Here is a 22,954-nt window from a genome sequence, read left to right on the forward strand (position 1 = left end):
CATAAATAGTGACATTAAGCGCAAAAAAATATTCTATTAATAATATTATCCATACCGTAAATAAATATTAACAATATAACTTATGGTGTGAGTGATGAATAAAAATCCTGTCTGTATTGCTATGCTTGTTGCTGGTTTATGTGTTAGTTCAATGTCTGTTGCTGCTGATTTACCTAATATCAAAATTTTAGCAACGGGTGGAACCATTGCCGGTGCTGGGCAATCGGTAACGGAATCAGCTTATACCTCGGGTCAAGTTGGCATTGAATCATTAATTAACGCTGTACCTTCAATGACAAAAATAGCGGATATCAGCGGCGAGCAGGTTGTAAATATTGGCTCGCAAGATATGAATGATCAAGTATGGTTGACTCTATCAAAACGTATTAATGCATTCTTAGCGCAAGATGATGTTGATGGCGTTGTTGTTACTCATGGTACTGATACTATGGAAGAAACTGCTTATTTTCTTGATCTTACAATTAAAAGTGATAAGCCCGTTGTGCTTGTTGGTGCTATGCGACCTTCAACTGCAGTGAGTGCAGATGGTCCGGCTAATTTATATAACGCTGTTGTAACGGCGGTAGATAAAGATTCAAAAGGACGCGGCGTATTAGTTGCAATGAACGATACCGTGTTAGATGCACGTGATGTTACAAAAACAAACACGACAGCGGTTGATACTTTCCGATCGCCTAATTTTGGTTCATTAGGTTATATCCATAATAGTGATGTTATTTATCAACGTGCGCCTGAGCGTCATCATACAACAGCAACACATTTTGATGTATCGAAGCTGACCACCTTACCAAAAGTAGGCATCGTTTATAATTACTCCAATGCGTCAGCATTACCTGTAACTGCGTTAGTGAATGCTAAATTTGATGGTATTGTCAGTGCTGGTGTGGGTAACGGTAATATGTATAAAGCTATTTTTGATGAATTAGCCAAAGCAAGTAAAGAGGGGACAATGGTTGTACGTAGTTCACGAGTTCCTACAGGTTCTACGACACTAGCTGCTGAAATTGATGATGCGAAATATGGTTTTGTTGCAGCTGGAACACTCAATCCACAAAAAGCACGTATTTTATTAATGCTATCACTAACACAAACAAAGAATTATAAAGACGTACAAAAGATGTTTCAGTATTACTAAGCTTAATATTTAAGTAATAACACAACAAGACATAATATTAAGTCTTGTTGTGTTCTATCTTGTTGTTTCAATTTGGCTATTATTTAGTGCTTGTTTGCAGATCACTGATGGCTTTTTTAAGCGCATCAGGATTATAACCGTTAATAATAGTAATATTATCAGTAGTGATATTAGTTGTTGGCATCACAATTAATGCAGGAGTGCCTTGGAAACCTAATTTACTAAATAACTCAAAGTTATTCATAAAGGTATTATTTGCATCAAATTTAGATACATCAACACCAACACTTGTTGCGATAGTATTAATATCTTTCTTGGTTAATTTACCTTCATCTTTACCTGTTGCAAATACGGCATTATGGTATTTAGCGTATGTTGCTCCACCTTTTTGTTGGTAGATCCAATTACCCATATCTGCGGCATATTTTGAAGCCTCCCAACGCGATGCAAAGATAGGTGTTTCTTTAAATATGAACTTCACATCTGGTTTTTTTTCTTCTAATTGCTTGACGGTATCAGCAATCTTAGAACAGTACATGCATTGATAATCAAAGAACTCAATGACATTTACTTTTGCGTCTTTTGGACCGATGAATGGGGTTGCTTTGTCATTTATAAGTTGATTAGCATTTGCAATCACGACTTTTTTAGCTTCAACTTGTTGAGCTTGCATCTGCTGTTGCTGCAATGTTTGAGATGCTTTTACTAATACATCGGGATGATTAATAATATATTGACTCGCAATTTGCTCAATTTGTGCTTTTTGTTGAACAGTAAAGTTGTCACTGTTATTTGCAGTTGTTTCATTACAACCGGTAAGTAATGCACCTAGCATAATAGGTAGAAGTAATTTTTTCATCGTATTATCAATCACTATAAATATTTATTGGTTAGAATATTAGTAAGAGTAATAATAAAGTAACTTAGTTCAAGTTATTTCAATAAAATGTCAATTATTAGCAATGAAAAGTAGTAAATATTAATATGTTTGGTTAAATTTCACCAAATCAATTACGTGTTATTTTTTGCGTTTATTTTTTATGAATCTTATATTCCAGATAAAATAACGGTTTAATGTGATAACTATCACTTTATATATAAATATGAATCGTTAGATTATCAATTCAATTTTTTGATTATTGATTCTAAAATGAAAAAGACATTTACTGCGATTACTATTTCTTCTTTGCTTGCTTTGAGTCTTGTTTCTAGTTCTGTAATGGCAGAGCCAAAAGTGCCTGCGACTGAAACAGGATACAGCACTATTCAATTAACACAAATGGGACAGCCTAAAAGTGTTCATTGGGTAACTGTGGATCAAATTGCTCAGCAATTAAAAGGCAAACCACCAATGGCGGTAGGTTTTGATGTTGATGATACTGTATTATTTAGCTCTCCAGGTTTTTATCGTGGCAAACAAGTCTTTTCTCCAAACAATTTTAGCTATTTAAAAGATCAGAAATTCTGGGATAAAATGAATTGTGAATGGGAGAAATTCAGTATTCCCAAACAAATAGGTAAAGAATTAATAGCTATGCACCAAAAGCGTGGTGATGATATTTACTTTATTACTGGTCGCGATCCATCAAAATGTGAAATTACCACGCAATATTTAAAAGACGTGTTTGGTATTAAGCATATGAATAAAGTTATTTTTGCAGGTTCTAGTAAAACGACAAATACTAAAACACCGTACATAAAAGCTGAAAATATTAAAGTATATTATGGTGATTCTGATGGTGATATTACCGCAGCTCGTGATGCGGGTGCTGTGGGTATTCGTGTTATGCGTCCAGCTAACTCAACTAACCGTCCGATTGCTAAGAATGGCATCTATGGTGAGGAAGTTGTAGTTAATTCACAATATTAATTACGGCTTAATAAGCATCATATTTGCGTTTTATTATCTTAATAAAAGCCTGATCTATTGTAATAGATCAGGCTTTTTTATATTTACCAAATAACTCTTATTCGTTGGTGATGTTGGTTGATACTTATTCGCGTAATGAGTGTGGTAGTATTGGCTAGTATAATAGCAGCGTTAAAAAGAGGTAAATATTGATGCTAGTGATTTCTAATGCTGTCAGTTTAGGTGATTGGGAGATTGAATTAACGGCAATTCGCGCTCAAGGTGCTGGTGGGCAGAACGTTAATAAAGTATCGAGTGCTATTCATTTGCGGTTTGATATCAAGCGGTCATCTTTACCTGAGTTTTACAAAGAACGGTTACTAAAACTCTCAGACAGCCGTATTACTAAAGATGGCGTGATTGTTTTAAAGAGCCAACAACACCGCACTCAAGAAATGAATAGAGAAGAAGCTTTATCACGCTTAACACAGTTGATTCAGAGTGTAATGACGGTGCAAAAAGCTCGTCGCGCTACAAAACCAACTAAAGGTTCTCAGGTGCGAAGAATGGACAAGAAAAATCAACGGGGTAAGACCAAGCAATTACGTGGTAAAGTGCAAATGTAATAACAAAAAAGACATGAGGTGATGAGTGTTTGTTTTGTGGCAAATTTAATGTGATATTGACTGCATTATCATACGAGCTTTTAGGCGCCATTGTCGCTATCGATTAAAATAAAATATTATTCTAGGTCAGTAAATGAATAGATTACTGATCAACACATGCGCTGCTTATTTGGTGAACAAGGATGTTTGAAAAAAAGACGTTGCAACTGTTACAATTATTTTATCGTGAAACTGAACGCGTACGCTTACTTGAGATCGATCAATTACCCGTATTAGGGGCTGAGCAACAGCCCGTGATGAATCTCTGGTTAGAGACGAAGCGTAATTTTCAACCTGAAGAAATCTATCAACAGTATTGGATTAAAACTTGCAGTGCAGGGTATATCACTGAACTGCGTTTACATGCTGATGGAACTTTAGATGAATATACGCTATTTAATCGGCTGCATACTCAAGGGCAGTGGCAATTAGTCGATGGTGTTATCGAGATTGAAATTATCAAGGGGGATAATTGCTATCGTTGTGCTGTATATGCTAATCGCTATGTTAATATTCATTCGGCTATCGAATATAAAAATGGTCAACTTCATTCCTATTTAAAATTGGCTCAAACTCGCCCAATTTAGTGATATATAATCACTTTTTTGTCTAATAAATAGACTTCCAAAAGAAATTAAAGTCAGTACACTGAGGTTTATCAGTGAATATATTAGGACACAAGGATGAGTAAAATAAAAAAGGTAGCGATTGTTGGTGGTACACACGGCAATGAATTTAGTGGCATTTACTTGTTACGCAAATGGCAACAATCAACCGTATTAGAACGCGATAGTTTTAGCGTTGAAACTGTATTTGCGAACCCTAAAGCACATGATGATAATAAACGTTATGTTGACCATGATTTAAACCGTCAGTTTACTTTAGCTGATTTAGCCAATAATAATCTGGCAAGCTATGAACAGAGCCGCGCTAAAGCAATCAATCAACAGCTCGGTCCAAAAGGTAATGCACGTGTTGATTTTATTATCGATCTACATAATACCACCAGTAATATGGGACCATCTTTAATTTTACTGCAATCGGATAGCTTTAATCGTCAGATGGGAGCCTATATTAAAATGCAGATGCCCGATGCTGTCGTGGTATTTGAAGATCATACTCCAGTTGAACAAAATCATTTCCTTAGTACCATCGCATCACAAGGTGTGATTGTTGAAGTCGGACCGCAGCCACAATCGGTGATTCGACAAGATATCCTTGATTGGATGAATGAAATGACAACACATATTCTTGATTTTGTTCATTTGCATAATACCAACGAGATTATTCCATTAATTCCAAGTTATGAAGCATTCCGTTACCATGAAACTCTGTCATTACCAGTGGATGAGCAAGGACAGCGCATTGGCATGGTACACCGATCTGTACAAGATAATGATTTTAAACCACTACGTAATGGTGATCCGATCTTTACTTTGTTTGATGGCACACAAGTGTATTGGCAAGGTGATTATGAAGCATATCCTCATTTTATTAATGAAGCCGCTTATTATGATAATAATTTAGCGATGTCTTTGGCTAAAAAAATTGTGATGGCAACCAACGGGTAGATACATTGTTACGCCTCAGGCTGCTGAGGCGTAATTAATATAGTGTGTTTATTTAATGTTGATCTAATGTGGTCGATGGGTTGATTTTGCTATGACAATTGGCCGATCATCGATAATAGCAACGTGTGAATCAACATCAAATACCGACCAAATTAAAGGTGGTGTAATTGTGGTTATTGGATCGCCATAAGCAAAGAGTTTACCTTGGTGTAAGGCGGCAACTTTGGTTGAATATTGAATGGCTAAATTAAGATCATGAATAACCATTAATACACAGGCTTGGCTTTCTTGACTATATTTTCTCACAAAATCAAGAAGCTTCATTTGGTTATGCATATCAAGAGCAGAAGTTGGCTCATCAAGTATCAGTACTTGAGGTTGGTTAATAACAGCCTGTGCAAGTCCTACCATTTGGCTTTCACCGCCAGATAATTCAGTACAAACTTTATTGGCTAAGTGTAAAATTCCCATTTGCTTTAATAGTTGTAAGCTTTTTTCGGTACTGTTCGCTTTAGCAAATAAAGAGTGTGATCCCATATTTAAGGTCGTGATCAATAATTCAACTACTGTAATGGTGGCTGAAATACGATGATCTTGAGGTAAGTAGCCAATACTTTCTAAGGTTAATGGCTTACTATGCAATAAAATTTGATGTGAATGTTGACGTAGATTCTGCGTAATATGTCGCAGTAAAGTTGATTTACCAGCACCATTTTTACCAATAATCGCCACCATTTCGCCCAACGCAATGGCTGGCAGTGATAAGTTATCTAAGATTGTTTTATTGTCAAATGCGACTGAAATATCATTAATTGTAAGTGCCATTAAAAACGTCCACCTTTTTTAATGATCAGATAGATAAAGAAAGGAATACCGATGATCGACATCACAACGGTTAACGGTAAAATAATACCAGGCATAATGCTCTTACTTGCAATAGAGGCAAGCTCAAGCAGTACTGCACCAACAAGGAATGAAGCTGGTAAGAAGTAACGCTGATCTTCACCTAAGACCATACGTGCAATATGAGGAGCAACCAGCCCGACAAAGCCAACAGCCCCGACGAATGAAACTGCTAAAGATGTAATGACGGATACCAATAATAAGGTTTTAATCCGTAAGCGCTTAACATTGACTCCCATCGCTTGAGCGCGCTCATGGCCAATTTTGAGGGTTGATAATTGCCATGCATCTTTCATCATGATCAATAATACAATTGGCAATACAATCGCCAACACCGTGATTTTAGCCCAACTACCGCGATCAAGTGATCCCATTTGCCAAAATACCAATGTTTGTAGCTGTGTCTCACTGGCAACATATTGCATCATAGTAAGTAAACTGTCATACGCAAACATGACTGCAATACCAAATAGCATTACTCCTTCAATTGAAATTCGTTTTACTGATGAAATCGCCGCAATTAAAAAGGTTGTTAATAAGCACATTAGAAATGCCATTAATGCGATTTGATATTGTGCAGGAATAAAGGGTATGGCAACAACATTGGTGATCACTAATGATGCGCCAAATCCTGCCGCAGCTGAAACACCAAATGTATAAGGATCGGCGAGAGGATTGTTTAATGTTGTTTGCATTTGCGCACCAGCTAAAGCTAAAGCACCACCAACTAATGGTGCCATCAGTGCCATTGGCATGCGAATATCCCAGACAATAATTTTACTGGCAATATCACTCGTTTGAGGGTGAATGAGAGCGTGGATCACTTGAGTAAAAGTCAGTCCTTGTGAGCCAATGAAAATATCGGCAATAACACAAAGAATACTCAGTACCAAGAAAATAGCTAAGGCCATTTTCTTGTTACGATTACGAATGTTGTGTGTCTTTAACTCAAGTCGAATTGAGGTCATTATTGCATAGCCTTAAAGTTATTTTGGCCAAAATCACCACTGATAGTTCGATGACCAAACTGCTTATTCATTTCTTCAAAGGTTTTCTCGGGATTTAAATTTTTAAAGACATTGGGATGGATCCACTTAGCAAAATATTCCATCGCGACTAAGTTATACGGTGAGTTGTAAAAAGGCATGTAAATCGAATAGATATTTTTGGTTTGATAAGCACTGACAGCCTGTAACCAATTGCGCCCCATTAATGCTGATGTGGCTGTTTTTATCGCAGCAGGGTTAGGTGTATAACCTAATGGAATACCATGCGTTGGCTGGCCTTTATCGTTAATCCAACCAGTGGTTTGCATAATATAAACATCTGGGCGAGCTGTGATCACTGTTTCTGGTGACATTTGACCGGTCACTGCACCTTTTAAAGGTTTATCTGCAATATTAATCGCTTTTAAATATGGAATATAAGCCCCCATATTACCACCTGCAAATGTGCGACAACATGAGTCACTGTAACCTGCTGCACGTTCAATAAAGACACGTTTGGGAGTAAGATTAGGGTATTGAGCAAGCGTTTGCTTCAAATAGTCAACATGATCCTGATAGTAATGGGCAAAGGCTTGTCCTTGCTTTTCTCGGCCAACAGCTTTGGCAACACTCTCAACTGATTTAATTGTATTTTCGACTGGGTTTTCACGAAAATCAACCGCGATAACTTTAATTTCAGCATCGGCTAATTTTTTTAATAAACCGTTATCTTGTGCCAATTTAATATTGGAGAGATCAACGATAAATAAATCAGGTTTTGGTTTTAAATTAATGAATCGTTCCGCATCAAATTCCCCTGATTTTATAAGCCCAATTTTAGGAACATGCTTGAGTGAAGGGTAGTGTTTGATGTAATTGGCATACATACTTGGTGCAGAGAACTGCATATCATCGCGAGCAGCAACAAGGTGCTTAGCTGCATTTTGTTGATAAATAATTTCAAGTAAAGGAAAAATACGACTAGTTGAGAGGGCTATATTTTGTGGTTGGTGGTCAAATGTAATAGTACGTCCTGCCACATCGGTTACGGTAATGGGATAAGTGGCTGCAAAAGAGTTTAGTGACCAAAGAGTAGCAGCACAAAGTGTAAGGAATTTAAGCTTAGTTTTCACAATGATACCCATAAAGAATGATTTTTGTGAATACTAATGAGAATGGTTATTATTTTGAACTGTGATAAATGCAAACTTACAATGCAAATATAAACGAGTATCATTCCCATTTGAATATTAGTGGTGTAAATTGCATGAAAATAGCATAAATGATTTGAGATTTAGGTCGCAATATGAAAAAGTCGGAATACTTGTTTTTATCAATCAAAAAACATAACAATATTGATTATAATAAAGTTATTAACCATTACATGCCTTAATGTTCAGCAGTAATGAGAGATAACAAAGAGGAACGGCTATGTCATTAGTTATACCAATGGTTATCTTTATGCAGCAACATTTAGTGGCTGAAGGCAGTACACTTGTTGCAAAAAAAATGCAGTATGATCTTAATAGTCAACAACTCTTTTATGGTGTTAGTCCTGAAAAACGGCATAAAATATTTCAATTAGCGATTGCGCATACCAGTATTGATAATATTGAAAACTACCATCGCTTATTATTGTGGTTATGGTCGGGAGTTTATCGAGAAGAACGCTATTTGGCATTAGATGCTGGTGAGTATTACCCTGAATATCAAACACTCGCTTCTTTTGATGTATATCTTGAAATGTTAGAAACGGCGGACAATGTTGATACATTAGATCGTCTTGTGACGAACCTTATTGGTAAGGTGATACTTCAAGAGCCAGATTTAGAACGTTATCTTATTCAATGGCGTGAATCTGACAGTGTTTGGTTAAAAAGGGCGTCAGTATTAGCGCACCTACACCATAAACAACAGACAAATATTACGCTTCTTTGTGAGACGATTTTATTTCTAGCAGCGGATAAATCACAGTTAGTACAACAAGCGATGGGACAAGTACTAAATACTTATCGAGATGTTGATGCGGCTTTCGTTGATAATTTTATAACAAATAATATGGCCCGTTTAACGCCACTTTGCCAACGTGAAGCAAGAAAACTCACAATGATGGTAAATAATACAGTTGAGTAAAATTACCGGTGTTTAGATGCTTGTTGCTATCTATATTGATCTTTTTTTGCTACAACACTTAGCGTAAGTAATGCCTATTCATTAATGAGTAGGCGTTATGGTTTTTTAATGTTTAGTGTGGGTTTTTCAATGCAATTATATCAACAAGATGCCGTCGAGTGGCTGTCTTCATTAGCCGATAATAGTATCGATCTTTTGATCACTGATCCTCCGTATGAGTCGTTAGAAAAGCATCGTAAAATTGGTACAACCACGCGGCTAAAAAATAGCAAGTCTTCAAGTAACCAGTGGTTTGATATCTTCCCTAATCAACGATTTCAAATGCTATTAGAACAAGCCTATCGTGTTTTAAAGCCTAACAGCCATTTCTATCTTTTTTGTGATCAAGAAACCATGTTTTATATCAAACCCATTGCGGAGCAAGTTGGGTTTAAGTTTTGGAAACCAATCGTGTGGGATAAAGTCGCAATAGGAATGGGATATCATTATCGAGCTCGTTATGAATTTATTCTTTTCTTTGAAAAAGGTAAGCGTAAATTAGCGAACTTATCTATTCCTGATGTACTTGAATGTAAGCGCGTTTATCGTGGTTATCCTACAGAAAAGCCAGTGCCATTGATAACAACATTAATTGAGCAGAGTTCAACTGTTGGCGATATCGTTGCAGATCCTTTTTTTGGCTCTGGTTCGACTTTGGTTGCTGCACAACAATTACAGCGCCAAGCGTGGGGTAATGATATTTCCGATTCAGCACATCAACATCTGCGTAGTCGCGTGTTAACACTGTGATATATGTGTCTGATTTAGAATGATGATAAGGGAGTTGTAAATGAAAAACTTTGACATCAATTTATTGCGAATATTGAATGTATTGTTGGAGGAAAAAAGTGTTACGGCGACAGCAGCACGACTCCACCTTAGTCAATCAGCAGTAAGTAAGCAGCTTGCTAAATTACGTCAAACATTTGCCGATCCTTTATTTGAGCGGACACCTTATGGTTTACGTCCAACACCTAAAGCGTTATCTCTGTCTGATTCTGTATCAGATATTTTACAACAAATTAACCAGTTAACACGTGCTGAACTGTTTGATCCTGCACTTAGTCAGCGTCAATTTCATATTGATCTAGTCGAAACGGCATACTCATTAACTTATCCTCGCTTTATGCCGCAGATGCTTCAGCAAGCACCGGATATTAGTTTAACCAGTCAAACATGGAATGATGATAGCTTACAGCGTTTACTGCGTTGTGAAATTGATTTTGGAATTGGTATTTTTGAGTGGGATGAGCGTTCAGCTAGCCATTATCGTAATGTACCTTCCTCGTTGAATTATATTGAACTAGCCCGTGACTATCCTGTATGTTTAATGCGTAAAGGGCATCCAGCTTTGACTAAGCCTTGGAATTTAGATGCATTTTTAAGATACCGCCATTTACAAGTCAGTATTGGCGGGTTAAAGCGATGGTTGCTTGATGAAATATTAGCGCTTGAGAATAAGCAACTTGATAATGCCGTTAATATGACGGATTTTTATGCTGCAGCGAAGTTATGTGAGCAGAGTGATTTATTTATGTGTTATCCCTCAGGCCCTGCACTTGCAATGATTGAAAATACTGATTTAGTTATTCGTCCTATTCCGATTGAATTAGAGCCTGGTGGTTATTTATTATTATGGAATAAACATTTTGATTTAGATCCTAGCCACCAATGGTTGCGTAAACTTATTACTAATGGCGTTAACACGAGCTTGCAAAAATAAAGGATCACAAATGAAAATTAATTGCTCAAGTTCATACAATATAAGTTACTAGTATATTAACCTTAATGGCGTATCGTATATAAATATAATGTAATACTTATATAAGAAAGGCTGGTTATTATGTCACCTGAAGATAAAAAACTATTAGATCAAGTGCTTACTCTTGAAGGAAAAGATCTTACACGATTAACTGTTGCAGAAAAAAAGATCTTTGATGCATTTAAAGCGCGTGAGCATGAATTTGGCGTGAGTATTGATGTTGCTACCGAAGCACCAATTGGTGATTTAGGCCAAGGTACATCTGAATATGAGATTAATGAGCAAGAAAAGCATTATCCTCGTGAAATTATTATTAAGCAAGATTGATCGTCAATTCTGTCGTTATTATTAACGGCAGAAATTTATTTTTATAAATAATTCTATTTTTAATTAGTTATATTTCATTTCTGTATGATTATTAACAATATAAAGGTGGTGTTATTCATTTTAAATTCATTTTCAGAGCTTAATATAATAGAAAAATTTGCTTATTTATAGTCACCGTTTTTAATCTATTTTTAAATTAAGTAAATATGCATGAGAGGTTGATATGAAACGTTTAGCGATGGCAATTACAGGTATTGTAGCTGTTACTTGTCTAAGTACTGCTGCATGGGCTGATAGTAGTATTCAAACCATTAAAGTGTATGAAAACCCAAGCATTACTTCTCCTGTGGTTGAAAAAATTAAATCAGATGTGCCGTTAATTACCATTTATCAAAATAAAGGTTGGGAAAAAGTAGGCGATACAACCAATGGTAATACAGGTTGGATTCAAAGTGTTGATCGTCAAATGATAGCAAAAGCTAATACAAAGGTTTTACCTGATCAAACCACCAATACAATTAAAACCAAAGATGGTGAGAAGAGTATAACTAAAGGTGTATTACAAACCCCACAAGGTCCATTCCATTATGAAATTGTGCAATTTCAGGGTAATAACCATAATCAAAAAGTAGATAAACACTTTTTTGATGCGATGCAGAAACAGCAACTTGAAATGAATCAAGCTTTTGCAAATTCTTGGAATACAATGGGCAGTCCAAGTGATTTTAATACAATGCAAGCGAATATGGCGAAGTTAATGCATCAGCAACAACAGCAAATGTTAGCTATGCAGCAGCAATTTCAGCAAGCAGGAATTACCGCACCCACGGAACCAAAATTAAATACACAGGCGGTAACTAAAGCTGCTGTTGTAACATCAGATACGACACCCTCAGTAGCACCAGCTAAATAATAGTATCGAATTAATGGTAATAAAAAGCTTCTTATTTCTTCCTAGGTAATAGGGAAAAATAAGCGGCTTTTTTTTCTTTAATGCTGAATATTTAAAGAAAAATCACTATCAAATGGCTTTCCTTTTAAACTTGTTGTTACGCGAATAATATTTTTATGGTCAAGTTTATGATAGCCAATAGTTGTGTTTGCTGCGTAAATATCAGCACCACTATTTATAGAGCATAATAATTGCAATACATTAATATTACTTTGTTTAGGAACAAAAGCTTCGGGAAAGCTAATATCGTATATACCTTTTGATGGTTTATTTACTGTTATTTGGCCTTCCGTTATATCGAGACCTTGAGAAACATTTACATAACTCAGATCATTATTATATCTAATATGGACGGTCACTTCATGTGAAGTTCGAGGATATACGGTTTGTAGTGGTTGTGGTAAATGTTCAACATTAACGAGCTCGATCGGTTGACTAAAATCAGCACCTTTTATATAAGCTGTTACATTATGCTTTTCGTCAATTTTAAATCCCATCCAAGGGTAACGATGGGTTATATCTATACCTTCACCATTAACCTTTGCAAGGACTAAAGGTTGATCTCTTACGAGATCCGTAATTCTATCTAATGTCGCACTAATTTGTTCACCGTACTTGTTGCGTTCTTCTGCTGTTGCATTAATGGCTTTATCCCACTCTGTACGTAATACTTGTTGCTCTGATTCGGTACAGATCAAATTTCCATCAGCATTAATTACTGATTGAGATACGGCCTCATCACCAAAAAGATCGTTCATACAATCCAAATCAAATAGATCGCGTTCTATTGTATATTGGCGTATCTTTTCTGTCTTTGGCGATTGTTCAAATATATAACCTTTTACACCTTCATTATATCTTCGCGAAGGGGATAATTTCACATATTGAGTGCCACTACAATCAGGTGTTTTATAATAAAATGTGTTAGTAATGGCCGTGACATCACCTATTATTGGAACGATTTCTCCTTTATCATTAATAAATCCTTCCCAATTATCTCGATTAATATTGGCATAGCTACCATTATCATCCATATATGGAAAGGCATCAACATCTGATGTATAGCCAATAAAATGGCTATTATGGTCTTGATAGTAATTACTATTTTCTGCACTTAATGCATGAAGTGAAAAGCTTGCTAAGCTAATATTTATGAGGTTTATAAGTATTTGTTTGTTTTTTTTCTTCATTATTATATACATTCTTATAGGCTGTTAAAAATAAAGTGTGATAGTCATTTAATGAGCATCGATACTGATAACTATTATATGTCAATATATTGACGTAAGAGTTTTATTTTACTCTCATTATCTTTCTTTATATTAACAACATGACTATTTTTAGTTATTAGATGATTTAGAATAATAATCTATATGAATATTTATGAGGGAATAATGGATTATTGATTATTTGACTGTCTATTTATAGTAAATAAATTTTTTGGTTAAAAATAATATAATTAAAGGGATTTATATTAAAAGCCTAAATTTTAGCAATATGAATACAATCCTTAAAGTAAGAGGGCTAATTTTGATATTAACGCTGCAGGTTTAAAGAAAAATCACTATTCAAAGAGTTATCTTGCATATTAATGGTTATTAGAATAATTTTAGTAATCTATAATGACTAAAACTTTCATTTTTTTGAATAACGCTAGGATATTATTAATTATTATGATCACAGATATTCATTGCCATTTAGAATCGGTTGCACCTGAAAATATAGCTTCTTTTATTGCTGCGGGTAATAAAATAGGCGCGGTATCAATGACGCTTAATAGCGCTCAGCAACTATTGAAATTAAAGCAACAATATCCTAATTCGATTGAATTGTTTTTAGGTATACACCCTGAAGTTACTACTGATAAAACAATGATAGAAGCGGTGATTGCGTTGATCCATCAGCATCATACTTTGTTGAGTGGTATTGGTGAGATTGGTATACCGTTCTTTTATCTTGATGATAAAACAGCAACCGAAAAGCTACATATAAAACAGCAAGGTGCACAACTAATGGCTCGGTTTGTTGCTATAGCAGCGGACTATGACCTGCCTGTTAATTTACATGTGGTGGAAGATGATATCGAGTTAGCATTACCTATATTACAACAATACAGTGTAATAGGGGCTTTATTTCATTGGTACGAAGGTACTACGATACAATTAGCCCTGTTACAGCAACAAGGACATTTTATTTCAGTGAGTCCGTGGATTTTTGTCGATGATCATTATTGGCAATTTGTGCAGAATATACCGCTATCGATGATGTTAGTTGAATCTGATGCGCCATGTAAATATAACGGAGAGGTTGGTGAACCGAGTATGGTGGTTGCTGTGATCGCGGCTTTGGCTAAGCATCACCAAATGTCGATAGCACAATTAACAGCAATATTAACCGCTAATACTCAGCGTTATCTTCGAAAAGAGGGAAAAAAGGTGTAGATGGTTAAGTGATAACCTAAACGACAGTCTATTTTTATATAAAGCTGATTGATAACAGCGTAGGATGAAACAAATATAAAAATAGGGTGTACGTATGTGCACGTATAGAAAATTATGCAATTAACAGCAAAAGCCTCACAAAATCGTGCTTTACTTATTTTAATCCAAACACCGCAGTTTAAAGGTGATGAAGCCAAAGCATCACTGGCTGAATTAGCTCGTCTTGTTACTACGCTTGGTTTTAAAGTCGTTGGAACTCAATCACAAAAACTCAGTTCAACTCAACGTATGAATGTATTGGGTTCTGGCAAGATGGCCGAAATAGCACATCTTACAGGTAACCAAGGTTTTGTGGATGATTTTGACGATGATGATGACATTGTCGATGAGATGCTTTTTAGCGAACTACCGTCTGAAGATTTACCTTTTGGTAGTGCTGATGTGGTGGTATTTGATTGTGATTTAAGTCCATCACAATTGCGCAATGTTGAAAATCAACTGGGTGTCGAGGTATTTGATCGTACCGGTATTATTATTGAAATCTTTAGTCGTCATGCGCGTACTCGTACTGCACGACTACAAGTTGAAATTGCACGCCTTAACTATTTAGCGCCGCGTTTACGTGAATCAACCAGTGGTAATAAAGAACGTCAAATGGGTAAGGGGGCAGGTGAAACCACACTTGAACTTGATCGTCGTAAAATTCGTGACCAATTAGCAGAACTACGACGTGAGCTCGCGAGTGTTCAAGATGAGCTTAAAGGTCGTCGTGCTCAACGTTCAGAATTGTTCTGTGTCGCATTAGTGGGTTATACCAATGCTGGTAAGTCATCAATGATGCGTGCACTAACAGGCAGTGAAGTACTAGTTGAAAACAAATTGTTTGCCACCCTTGATACTACTGTGCGTGCATTACAACCGATAACTCAACCACGTATTTTAGTCTCTGACACGGTTGGTTTTATTAAAAAGCTTCCACATGATTTAGTCGCGTCATTTCATTCAACATTGGCAGAAGCGCATGATGCTTCATTATTGTTATATGTGGTTGATGCATCAGATCCTTCTTTCCGTTCACAGCTTGATGTTGTACATGAAGTGCTACACGAAGTAGGTGTGGATGATATTCCGAAGCAATTGGTGTTAAATAAATCAGACCAATTGAGTGAGGAACAACAACAGGCATTGATGGTTGAGTTCCCTGATGCTGTGATGACATCAACCCGTAATCCCGCTGATATAACTAAATTACATCAATATATCGTTAATATTGCACAGAATGAGATGATTGAAGATGAAATCATCGTGCCATACACTGCCAACGGAATTATTGGTGAAATTCGCTCAAGCATGAGTGTGACCAAAGAAGAGTATGAGTATGAGCATATTACTTTTACTGTTCGCTCAAACCCAATCAACTTAGCACGCCTTAAAAAACAAATGCAAAATAAAGATTAAACACTCTTCTGATTCCATATTTTAGATCACCATAAATACGCAGCAAATAATAGGCTGCGTATTTTAAAAGAGCGATTATTCACTCATTTTTGTTCTTTATGGCTACTCTTAAAACCTAAAATAGATAACTGTTTTTTTGCCGCAGCTGGTGGAGTATTGCTGCTATTGTCGTTACTTTCTTCTACTTCAGATTGTGGTGAAACTGGCAGTAATCTAAATATCGCAAATCCACCTTCTTTGCGTACAAATGAAATTTGACGGTGTAATAGGTTATCTGTTTCTTTCGTTGCCGCTAATGTTTTGTCATTGACCAGTGCCAGCGGGGCAATCATCGTTTGGCAATGGTAAAGTTTATAGCTGTAATCATTAAAGAATCGGCAAGGTTGATCAAGCGTAAATGTTTCGCCTTCAAGTAAATGACGACTATTCTCCACCGCGTTATTAATGTCGGTGATGTTAGCGGCAAATACACAAGAAGTGGTAAAGCTGATGCCCGTAATCACTAATAAGCCAGTAGTAATGATTTTTTTCAGCATAGAGTCTTCCTACTTTTAATCTAAATTGAATGCAAAAAAGCCAATAGCAAGGAATAAATATATTCGTTGATATTGGCTTTATTATAGACAGAGCGTCACCTAATTTAGGTTAAGCTGCTGCAAACTCATTCAGTAATTCTTTTTGACGATCACTAAGGTTGAGTGGTGTTTCAATGATAAGTTGAACGATTAAATCACCTGTGTTGCCTTTACGATCGGTAACACCTTTACCTTTTAGACGGAATTTACGACCAGTTTGCGTACCTTCAGGTATTTTCAAACTGATTGCACCACCTAATGTATTGACTTCCACTTTACCGCCTAAGGCTGCGGTAACAAAATCAGTGGTTGCTTTACAAAGTAGGTTATTACCTTCGCGAGTGTAGCGTGGGTGAGGGCGAATATTCATCTGAATATAAACATCACCCTGAGGGCCACCGTTAATACCTGGATGACCTTTACCGCTTAATCGAATGCGACCACCTTCTTCGATACCCGCTGGGATTTTGATGTTCAGTTTTTTATTGGTTTGAACACTGCCTTCAAATACAGGAAGATCGATAACACGTGATGCACCACTAATCGCATCTTCAAGATCGATTTCCATGGTGTATTGAAGATCTTCACCTTTTTGCGGGCGAGTTGAATGACGACCACCGAAGCCGCCTCGACCACCACGTGCATTGGAGAACATATCACCGAAAGCACCGCCAAACATGTCTTCAAAGTCGCTGTAACCACCTTGTTGACCAAAGCCTTGATGGCCACCACGTTGACCACCGCCCATCCCTGGATTTTCAAACGCATTATGACCAAATTGATCGTAAGCAGTACGTTTTTCTTTATCCATTAGAATCTCATAAGCGGCTTTTACTTCTTTAAATTTATCAGCAGCTGTTGGATCATCAGGGTTTTTATCTGGGTGGAACTTCATTGCTAACTTTTTATAAGCTTTCTTAATTTCTTTTTCAGATGCAGTTTTGGCGACACCAAGAACTTCATAAAAATCGCGCTTTGACATTGGTAACACCTCTTATCCCTATCGGGACAACTATCTGGAACATTCTAAATCATGCAGTTAACACATATGATAACGAAAAACAGCATCATACTTAAACAGTTAATGATCTAAAAAGGCACAGATAGTTAGCCTAATAGGATTCTCTTTATTGTAATCGTCGAAAAGGGCGAGAGATAAAGATCTCTGCGCCCATAGTTTTTGTGAAGTTTTTGCTATGTGCTGTCGATTATTGATTTAGCAACTTATCGATGTCACAACATTAACATTTACTTCATTTCTTCAAACTCAGCATCTACAACGTCATCATCTTTCGCTTTTTGTTGGTTAGCGTCAGATTGTCCTTGAGCATTTGCTTGGGTTTGAGCCTGAGCATGTTCCATTATTTTTTGTGCTGCTGTCATTAATGCTTGAGTTTGTGTATCTATCGCTGCTTTATCATCGCTAGATTTCACCGCTTCAAGTGCTGTGATAGCTGCTTCAATATTGTTTTTTTCTGCTTCAGGGAAGCTATCTCCCGCTTCCGTCATCTGCTTACGTGTGCTGTGAATCAATTGATCCGCTTGGTTACGTGCAGTCACTAATTCTTCAAACTGTTTGTCTGCGTCTTTGTTTGCTTCTGCTTCTTGTACCATCTTTTCAATTTCAGTGTCGGTTAAACCACCAGATGCTTGAATCGTGATCTTTTGTGCTTTACCTGTTGCTTTGTCTGTGGCTGATACGTTTAAAATACCATCCGCATCTAAATCAAATGTTACATCAATTTGTGGCATGCCGCGTGGTGCAGCTTGAATACCTTCAAGGTTAAACTGACCTAATGATTTATTATGTACCGCTTGTTTACGCTCGCCTTGAAGGACGTGGATCGTTACTGCATTTTGATTATCTTCAGCAGTCGAGAACACTTGATTCGCTTTTGTCGGAATTGTGGTGTTCTTATCGATCAAGGTTGTCATCACACCACCCATGGTTTCAATACCAAAGGATAGTGGTGTTACATCAAGCAATAGCACATCTTTAACATCGCCTGCTAACACACCAGCTTGAATGGCTGCGCCCATCGCAACAGCTTCATCTGGGTTAACATCTTTACGTGGCTCTTTGCCAAAGAAGTCAGTAACAACTTTTTGTACCAATGGCATTCGTGTTTGACCACCCACTAAAATCACATCAGTAATGTCACTTATATTTAAGTTTGCATCTTTTAATGCTGATTTTACAGGCTCTAGTGTACCTTGTACTAGGTCTTCAACCAGTGATTCCAATTTTGCACGTGTGATCTTAACATTCAAGTGTTTAGGACCTGTTGCGTCAGCTGTGACGTAAGGTAGATTAACATCTGTTTGTTGTGCTGATGATAATTCAATCTTCGCTTTTTCTGCTGCTTCTTTTACACGTTGCATTGCTAGTGGATCATTTTTAAGATCGATACCTTGGTCTTTCTTAAATTCACTTACTAAGTAGTTAATTAAGCGGGTATCAAAGTCTTCACCACCAAGGTGAGTATCACCATTGGTTGCTAGTACTTCAAAGGTTTGCTCGCCATCAACGTTATCAATTTCAATAATAGAAATATCAAACGTACCACCACCTAAGTCGTAAACAGCAATAACACTGTCACCGGCTTTTTTATCAAGACCATACGCTAATGCTGCCGCTGTTGGTTCATTGATAATACGCTTTACATCCAGACCGGCAATACGGCCTGCATCTTTTGTTGCTTGACGTTGAGCATCGTTAAAGTAAGCCGGAACGGTAATAACAGCCCCTGTTACTTTTTCACCTAAGTATTCCTCTGCTGTCTTTTTCATTTTTTTCAAAATTTCAGCAGAAACTTGTGGTGCCGCCATCTTTTGGCCTTTCGCTTCAACCCATGCATCGCCATTATCGGCTTTTACAATTTTGTAAGGCATGATATCAAGATCACGTTGGATCTCGTCATCTTCAAAACGACGACCGATTAAACGTTTAATAGCGAACAACGTATTTTCAGGGTTAGTTACTGCCTGACGTTTTGCTGGTTGTCCTACTAAAGTTTCACCATCAGTGTAGGCAATAATTGATGCTGTGGTACGTTCGCCTTCTGCATTTTCAATAACACGTGCAGTATCGCCATCTAAAACAGCAACACAAGAGTTAGTTGTACCTAAGTCAATACCGATAATCTTACTCATATTTATAATTCCTTTGTGCGCTATATTGATTAGTTTTTCTTATTCAAACGGCGAGTTATAAGTATGCCGTTAAAGTCCATGAAAATGGTTCATGTGATCCTTGGGAATAACAATAATCAATCCAGCTAAATTTTTAAGTTACCCATAATAGGGTGAATATTTACGGAGCTATTAGCGACCCGCATTAATAATGCATGGCGAATAAAGCCAATAGCTCAACGTTATTATTACGAGAGGAGCACTTACAACTGGCGAAGTTTACTCGGCAGTTGGTGCTACTGATGCTGATTGACCAATTGCAATTTTACGTGGTTGCATTGCTTCTGGTACTTCACGGAAAAGATCAATATGTAGCAGACCATTTTCAAGATTAGCACCAACAACACTTACATAATCAGCAAGTTGGAATTTACGTTCAAAGTTACGTTCAGCAATACCCTGGTAAATAAAGTTCTTGTCTTCTTCTGGTGCACGAGTACCAGTCACAACAAGCATATTCTCGTTTTGAGTAAGATCTAAACGTTCTTCAGAGAAACCAGCAACTGCCATAGTAATACGGTAGTTGTTCTCATCCGTTTGTTCGATATTGTACGGAGGGTATCCCGCAGCTTGAGTTTTAGAGTTGCTTGCTTCAACAAGGTTAAACAAGCGATCAAAACCAATAGCATGGCGGTATAGGGGAGTGAAATCTACATTACGCATAAAAACTATCCTCAATAATAAGCAATAGTCTTAGTTGTTTGTTAAGTGTGTCGTTATCGACAAGGCGACTTAACAGCAAACTAAGTGAATCAAGCCGTTATAGGATCTTGATTCGATATATAAGTGCTAATAAGGCATTCCCTAATAAGGCGAATCTTAGTAGCGGTTTGAACTCCATTTGGCAGTTCGTGTAATTAATATATGCTTCCGAAGGGTTTTCGTCAACACCTTTTAATTAGTTTTTCTAATGTTTTGTTGCGGTTTTTACTAACTTGCTGATTTTAAAATGTTATTAACACAAAAAATTGCACTCTGTTTTATTACTATAAGATATCGATTGATAATCGAATGTCATTCAGCCGTATTTTAGCTCTTCTTTTTATATACATAAGGGCAGAAAAAACATTTTCAAGGCTCAATTAGACAATAATTCATGTAGATGAAATCGTATTAGGTTTCTGTTTCGTTTATCACATTGTGAATCAATAAATAGAGAAAATATGGCTTTTTAGTGATGACTGAGAACTACGACACACTATCTATTATCAATAAATAGTCGTGACAAAAACTGTGACCGTTCGCATCATTTAAACTGTGATAACGTTTACAATTGGTTGCAGTATTTATCATGGAGTTACATCATGTCGTCTTATTTAGGGTTATCGAGCATAGATATTGCAGTCTTTGTAATATATGTATTAATTATTATTGGAGTAGGGTTATTTGTTTCCCGTAATAAAAAAGGGCATACAAAAACCACCGAAGATTATTTTTTAGCAGGTAAATCTTTGCCATGGTGGGCGGTGGGTTCATCACTGATTGCCGCAAATATTTCAGCTGAACAATTTATCGGAATGTCGGGCTCTGGCTACTCGATTGGCTTAGCTATTGCTTCCTATGAATGGATGGCGGCATTAACCTTAATTATTGTCGGTAAGTATTTTTTACCCGTCTTTATTAATAAAGGTATTTACACAATTCCTGAATTTGTTGAGCAGCGCTTTAATAAAAATTTGAAGACGATTTTAGCGGTGTTCTGGATTGCACTTTATGTGTTTGTTAACTTAACCTCTGTATTATATTTGGGTGGTTTAGCACTACAAACTATTCTTGGTATCCCTCTGATTTACTCTATTTTAGGATTGGCCCTTTTTGCATTGGTTTACTCAATTTATGGTGGTTTATCTGCTGTAGTCTGGACAGATGTTATTCAAGTTTTCTTCCTTATTGTGGGTGGTTTAATTACAACAGTAATGGCGGTGTTGTATATCGGCGGTGCTGATGGATTATTTGGTGGTTTATCTCGTATGGCTGCAGCAGCACCTGAACACTTTACAATGATTCTTGATCAAGATAATCCACAATACATGAATTTACCTGGAATCGCGGTATTAATTGGTGGCTTATGGGTCGCTAACCTTTATTACTGGGGATTTAATCAATATATTATTCAGCGTACTTTGGCGGCTAAGTCAATTGGTGAGGCTCAAAAAGGTATTGTTTTTGCGGCGTTTTTGAAATTGATTGTGCCTTTCTTGGTTGTTATTCCTGGTATTGCAGCTTACGTTATTACTCATGACAGTGCTTTACTGGCAGGTTTAGGTGATATTGGTCAAACTAATATTCCTAGCTTTGCACATGCAGATAAAGCTTATCCATGGTTAACACAATTTTTACCCATTGGTCTAAAAGGCATGGTTTTTGCCGCGCTTGCTGCTGCGATAGTATCGTCACTTGCGTCAATGCTGAATTCAACGGCAACCATTTTTACCATGGATATTTATAAGGAATATATTTCACCTAATTCAAGTGATAGCCAGTTAGTGAATGTTGGCCGTGGCAGTGCAATTGTTGCCTTGGTTATTGCATGTATTGTTGCCCCAATGTTAGGTGGCATCGGACAAGCGTTCCAGTATATTCAGGAATACACTGGTTTAGTGAGTCCTGGTATTTTAGCGGTTTTCTTATTAGGTTTATTTTGGCATAAAACGAACAGTAAAGGAGCAATTGTTGGGGTGTTATTATCGATTCCATTTGCTTTATTCTTGAAGTTTATGCCATTGAATATGCCGTTTCTTGATCAAATGATGTATACCTTATTATTTACCATGGCGGTGATAGTACTGGTAAGCTTGGGTAGCGCAACATCAGTATTAGACGATAAAGCAATCGATTTAGATCCTGACATGTTTAAAACTGATAAGATGTTTAATCTTGGTGCATATGCCATTTTAATTATTCTTGCTGTGCTTTATTCTGTGTTCTGGTAATAACATTAGCGT

Annotated in this window: 22 protein-coding genes; 13 read left to right on the top strand and 9 right to left on the bottom strand. The window is 36.8% G+C overall.

Going from position 1 to position 22,954, the window contains the following annotated elements; genetic code table 11:
- The first annotated feature begins 94 nt into the window (after positions 1 to 94).
- Positions 95 to 1,156: an L-asparaginase 2 gene (gene ansB, locus VXS03_RS14235; RefSeq protein ID WP_327764437.1), complete on the top strand. Its 1,062-nt coding sequence runs from the start codon at positions 95 to 97 to the stop codon at positions 1,154 to 1,156.
- Positions 1,157 to 1,235: 79 nt separating this feature from the next.
- Here the strand turns inward: ansB and VXS03_RS14240 are convergent, their stop codons facing one another.
- On the bottom strand, positions 1,236 to 2,015 hold the full coding sequence (locus tag VXS03_RS14240; RefSeq protein ID WP_327764439.1) for a DsbA family protein: 780 nt from the start codon (positions 2,013 to 2,015) through the stop codon (positions 1,236 to 1,238).
- Positions 2,016 to 2,306: 291 nt separating this feature from the next.
- Between VXS03_RS14240 and aphA the strand changes: the two genes are divergently transcribed.
- The 4 genes from aphA (at position 2,307) to VXS03_RS14260 (ending at position 5,241) form a co-directional block, all read left to right on the top strand.
- Entirely contained in the window at positions 2,307 to 3,026 is a 720-nt protein-coding gene (aphA, locus tag VXS03_RS14245) for an acid phosphatase AphA (RefSeq protein ID WP_327764440.1), read from the top strand.
- Positions 3,027 to 3,217: 191 nt separating this feature from the next.
- Positions 3,218 to 3,631 carry an alternative ribosome rescue aminoacyl-tRNA hydrolase ArfB gene (gene arfB, locus VXS03_RS14250; protein ID WP_327764441.1) on the top strand — a complete coding sequence of 138 codons (414 nt, stop codon included), beginning with the start codon at positions 3,218 to 3,220 and terminating at the stop codon, positions 3,629 to 3,631.
- 182 nt (positions 3,632 to 3,813) lie between these two features.
- Positions 3,814 to 4,257 (top strand): hypothetical protein, encoded by a 444-nt coding sequence (locus VXS03_RS14255; RefSeq protein ID WP_327764443.1) that lies wholly within the window; start codon positions 3,814 to 3,816, stop codon positions 4,255 to 4,257.
- A gap of 96 nt (positions 4,258 to 4,353) precedes the next feature.
- Positions 4,354 to 5,241, top strand: a complete 888-nt coding sequence (locus VXS03_RS14260; protein WP_327764445.1) for an aspartoacylase — start codon at positions 4,354 to 4,356, stop codon at positions 5,239 to 5,241.
- A gap of 63 nt (positions 5,242 to 5,304) precedes the next feature.
- Here VXS03_RS14260 and VXS03_RS14265 read toward each other — a convergent pair whose 3' ends face one another.
- The 3 genes from VXS03_RS14265 to VXS03_RS14275 are packed head-to-tail and all read right to left on the bottom strand — an operon-like array spanning position 5,305 to position 8,263.
- The gene (locus VXS03_RS14265) at positions 5,305 to 6,066 is read right to left on the bottom strand and encodes an ABC transporter ATP-binding protein (protein WP_327764446.1); all 762 of its coding nucleotides are present in this window, start codon (positions 6,064 to 6,066) and stop codon (positions 5,305 to 5,307) included.
- Entirely contained in the window at positions 6,066 to 7,112 is a 1,047-nt protein-coding gene (locus VXS03_RS14270; RefSeq protein WP_327764447.1) for a FecCD family ABC transporter permease, read from the bottom strand. The genes VXS03_RS14265 and VXS03_RS14270 overlap by 1 nt, the downstream gene beginning before the upstream one ends.
- A complete protein-coding gene (locus VXS03_RS14275) occupies positions 7,112 to 8,263 on the bottom strand; it encodes an ABC transporter substrate-binding protein (protein WP_327764448.1) in 1,152 nt (383 codons plus the stop codon). The genes VXS03_RS14270 and VXS03_RS14275 overlap by 1 nt, the downstream gene beginning before the upstream one ends.
- Before the next feature lie 298 nt (positions 8,264 to 8,561).
- On the opposite strand from VXS03_RS14275, the gene VXS03_RS14280 reads away from it, so the two are divergent.
- From VXS03_RS14280 to VXS03_RS14300, 5 genes are all read left to right on the top strand, one after another.
- Positions 8,562 to 9,263 (top strand): DNA alkylation repair protein, encoded by a 702-nt coding sequence (locus VXS03_RS14280; protein ID WP_327764450.1) that lies wholly within the window; start codon positions 8,562 to 8,564, stop codon positions 9,261 to 9,263.
- Between the two features lie 129 nt (positions 9,264 to 9,392).
- Positions 9,393 to 10,052 carry a DNA-methyltransferase gene (locus VXS03_RS14285; RefSeq protein ID WP_327764451.1) on the top strand — a complete coding sequence of 220 codons (660 nt, stop codon included), beginning with the start codon at positions 9,393 to 9,395 and terminating at the stop codon, positions 10,050 to 10,052.
- A gap of 40 nt (positions 10,053 to 10,092) precedes the next feature.
- Positions 10,093 to 11,025, top strand: a complete 933-nt coding sequence (locus VXS03_RS14290) for a LysR substrate-binding domain-containing protein (protein WP_327764452.1) — start codon at positions 10,093 to 10,095, stop codon at positions 11,023 to 11,025.
- A gap of 120 nt (positions 11,026 to 11,145) precedes the next feature.
- Complete coding sequence (locus tag VXS03_RS14295) at positions 11,146 to 11,391, top strand: hypothetical protein (RefSeq protein WP_327764453.1); 246 nt, start codon at positions 11,146 to 11,148, stop codon at positions 11,389 to 11,391.
- Positions 11,392 to 11,614: 223 nt separating this feature from the next.
- Entirely contained in the window at positions 11,615 to 12,304 is a 690-nt protein-coding gene (locus VXS03_RS14300; RefSeq protein WP_327764454.1) for an SH3 domain-containing protein, read from the top strand.
- Between the two features lie 77 nt (positions 12,305 to 12,381).
- On the opposite strand, the gene VXS03_RS14305 is transcribed toward VXS03_RS14300, so the two are convergent.
- Positions 12,382 to 13,533: a hypothetical protein gene (locus VXS03_RS14305; protein ID WP_327764455.1), complete on the bottom strand. Its 1,152-nt coding sequence runs from the start codon at positions 13,531 to 13,533 to the stop codon at positions 12,382 to 12,384.
- A 483-nt stretch (positions 13,534 to 14,016) separates the two neighbouring features.
- Here VXS03_RS14305 and VXS03_RS14310 point away from each other — a divergent pair, with 483 nt between their 5' ends.
- Together VXS03_RS14310 and hflX are read left to right on the top strand one after the other, a co-directional pair.
- Positions 14,017 to 14,784: a TatD family hydrolase gene (locus VXS03_RS14310; protein WP_327764456.1), complete on the top strand. Its 768-nt coding sequence runs from the start codon at positions 14,017 to 14,019 to the stop codon at positions 14,782 to 14,784.
- 114 nt (positions 14,785 to 14,898) lie between these two features.
- Positions 14,899 to 16,242 carry a GTPase HflX gene (hflX, locus tag VXS03_RS14315; RefSeq protein WP_327764457.1) on the top strand — a complete coding sequence of 448 codons (1,344 nt, stop codon included), beginning with the start codon at positions 14,899 to 14,901 and terminating at the stop codon, positions 16,240 to 16,242.
- A gap of 83 nt (positions 16,243 to 16,325) precedes the next feature.
- Here the strand turns inward: hflX and VXS03_RS14320 are convergent, their stop codons facing one another.
- The 4 genes from VXS03_RS14320 to VXS03_RS14335 all read right to left on the bottom strand — a co-directional run bounded on the left by VXS03_RS14320 (position 16,326) and on the right by VXS03_RS14335 (position 20,672).
- Complete coding sequence (locus VXS03_RS14320; protein ID WP_327764458.1) at positions 16,326 to 16,778, bottom strand: hypothetical protein; 453 nt, start codon at positions 16,776 to 16,778, stop codon at positions 16,326 to 16,328.
- Positions 16,779 to 16,887: 109 nt separating this feature from the next.
- Entirely contained in the window at positions 16,888 to 17,799 is a 912-nt protein-coding gene (locus VXS03_RS14325) for a DnaJ C-terminal domain-containing protein (protein WP_107276274.1), read from the bottom strand.
- A gap of 266 nt (positions 17,800 to 18,065) precedes the next feature.
- Positions 18,066 to 19,970 (bottom strand): molecular chaperone DnaK, encoded by a 1,905-nt coding sequence (gene dnaK, locus VXS03_RS14330; protein ID WP_327764459.1) that lies wholly within the window; start codon positions 19,968 to 19,970, stop codon positions 18,066 to 18,068.
- Positions 19,971 to 20,228: 258 nt separating this feature from the next.
- Entirely contained in the window at positions 20,229 to 20,672 is a 444-nt protein-coding gene (locus VXS03_RS14335; protein ID WP_327764460.1) for an Hsp20 family protein, read from the bottom strand.
- 641 nt (positions 20,673 to 21,313) lie between these two features.
- On the opposite strand from VXS03_RS14335, the gene VXS03_RS14340 reads away from it, so the two are divergent.
- Positions 21,314 to 22,942, top strand: coding sequence for a sodium/sugar symporter (locus tag VXS03_RS14340; RefSeq protein WP_327764461.1), 1,629 nt, complete (start codon positions 21,314 to 21,316; stop codon positions 22,940 to 22,942).
- Positions 22,943 to 22,954: the final 12 nt, after the last annotated feature.

This window comes from Photobacterium sp. S4TG1 (assembly GCF_036040035.1).
Lineage (GTDB): Bacteria > Pseudomonadota > Gammaproteobacteria > Enterobacterales > Vibrionaceae > Photobacterium.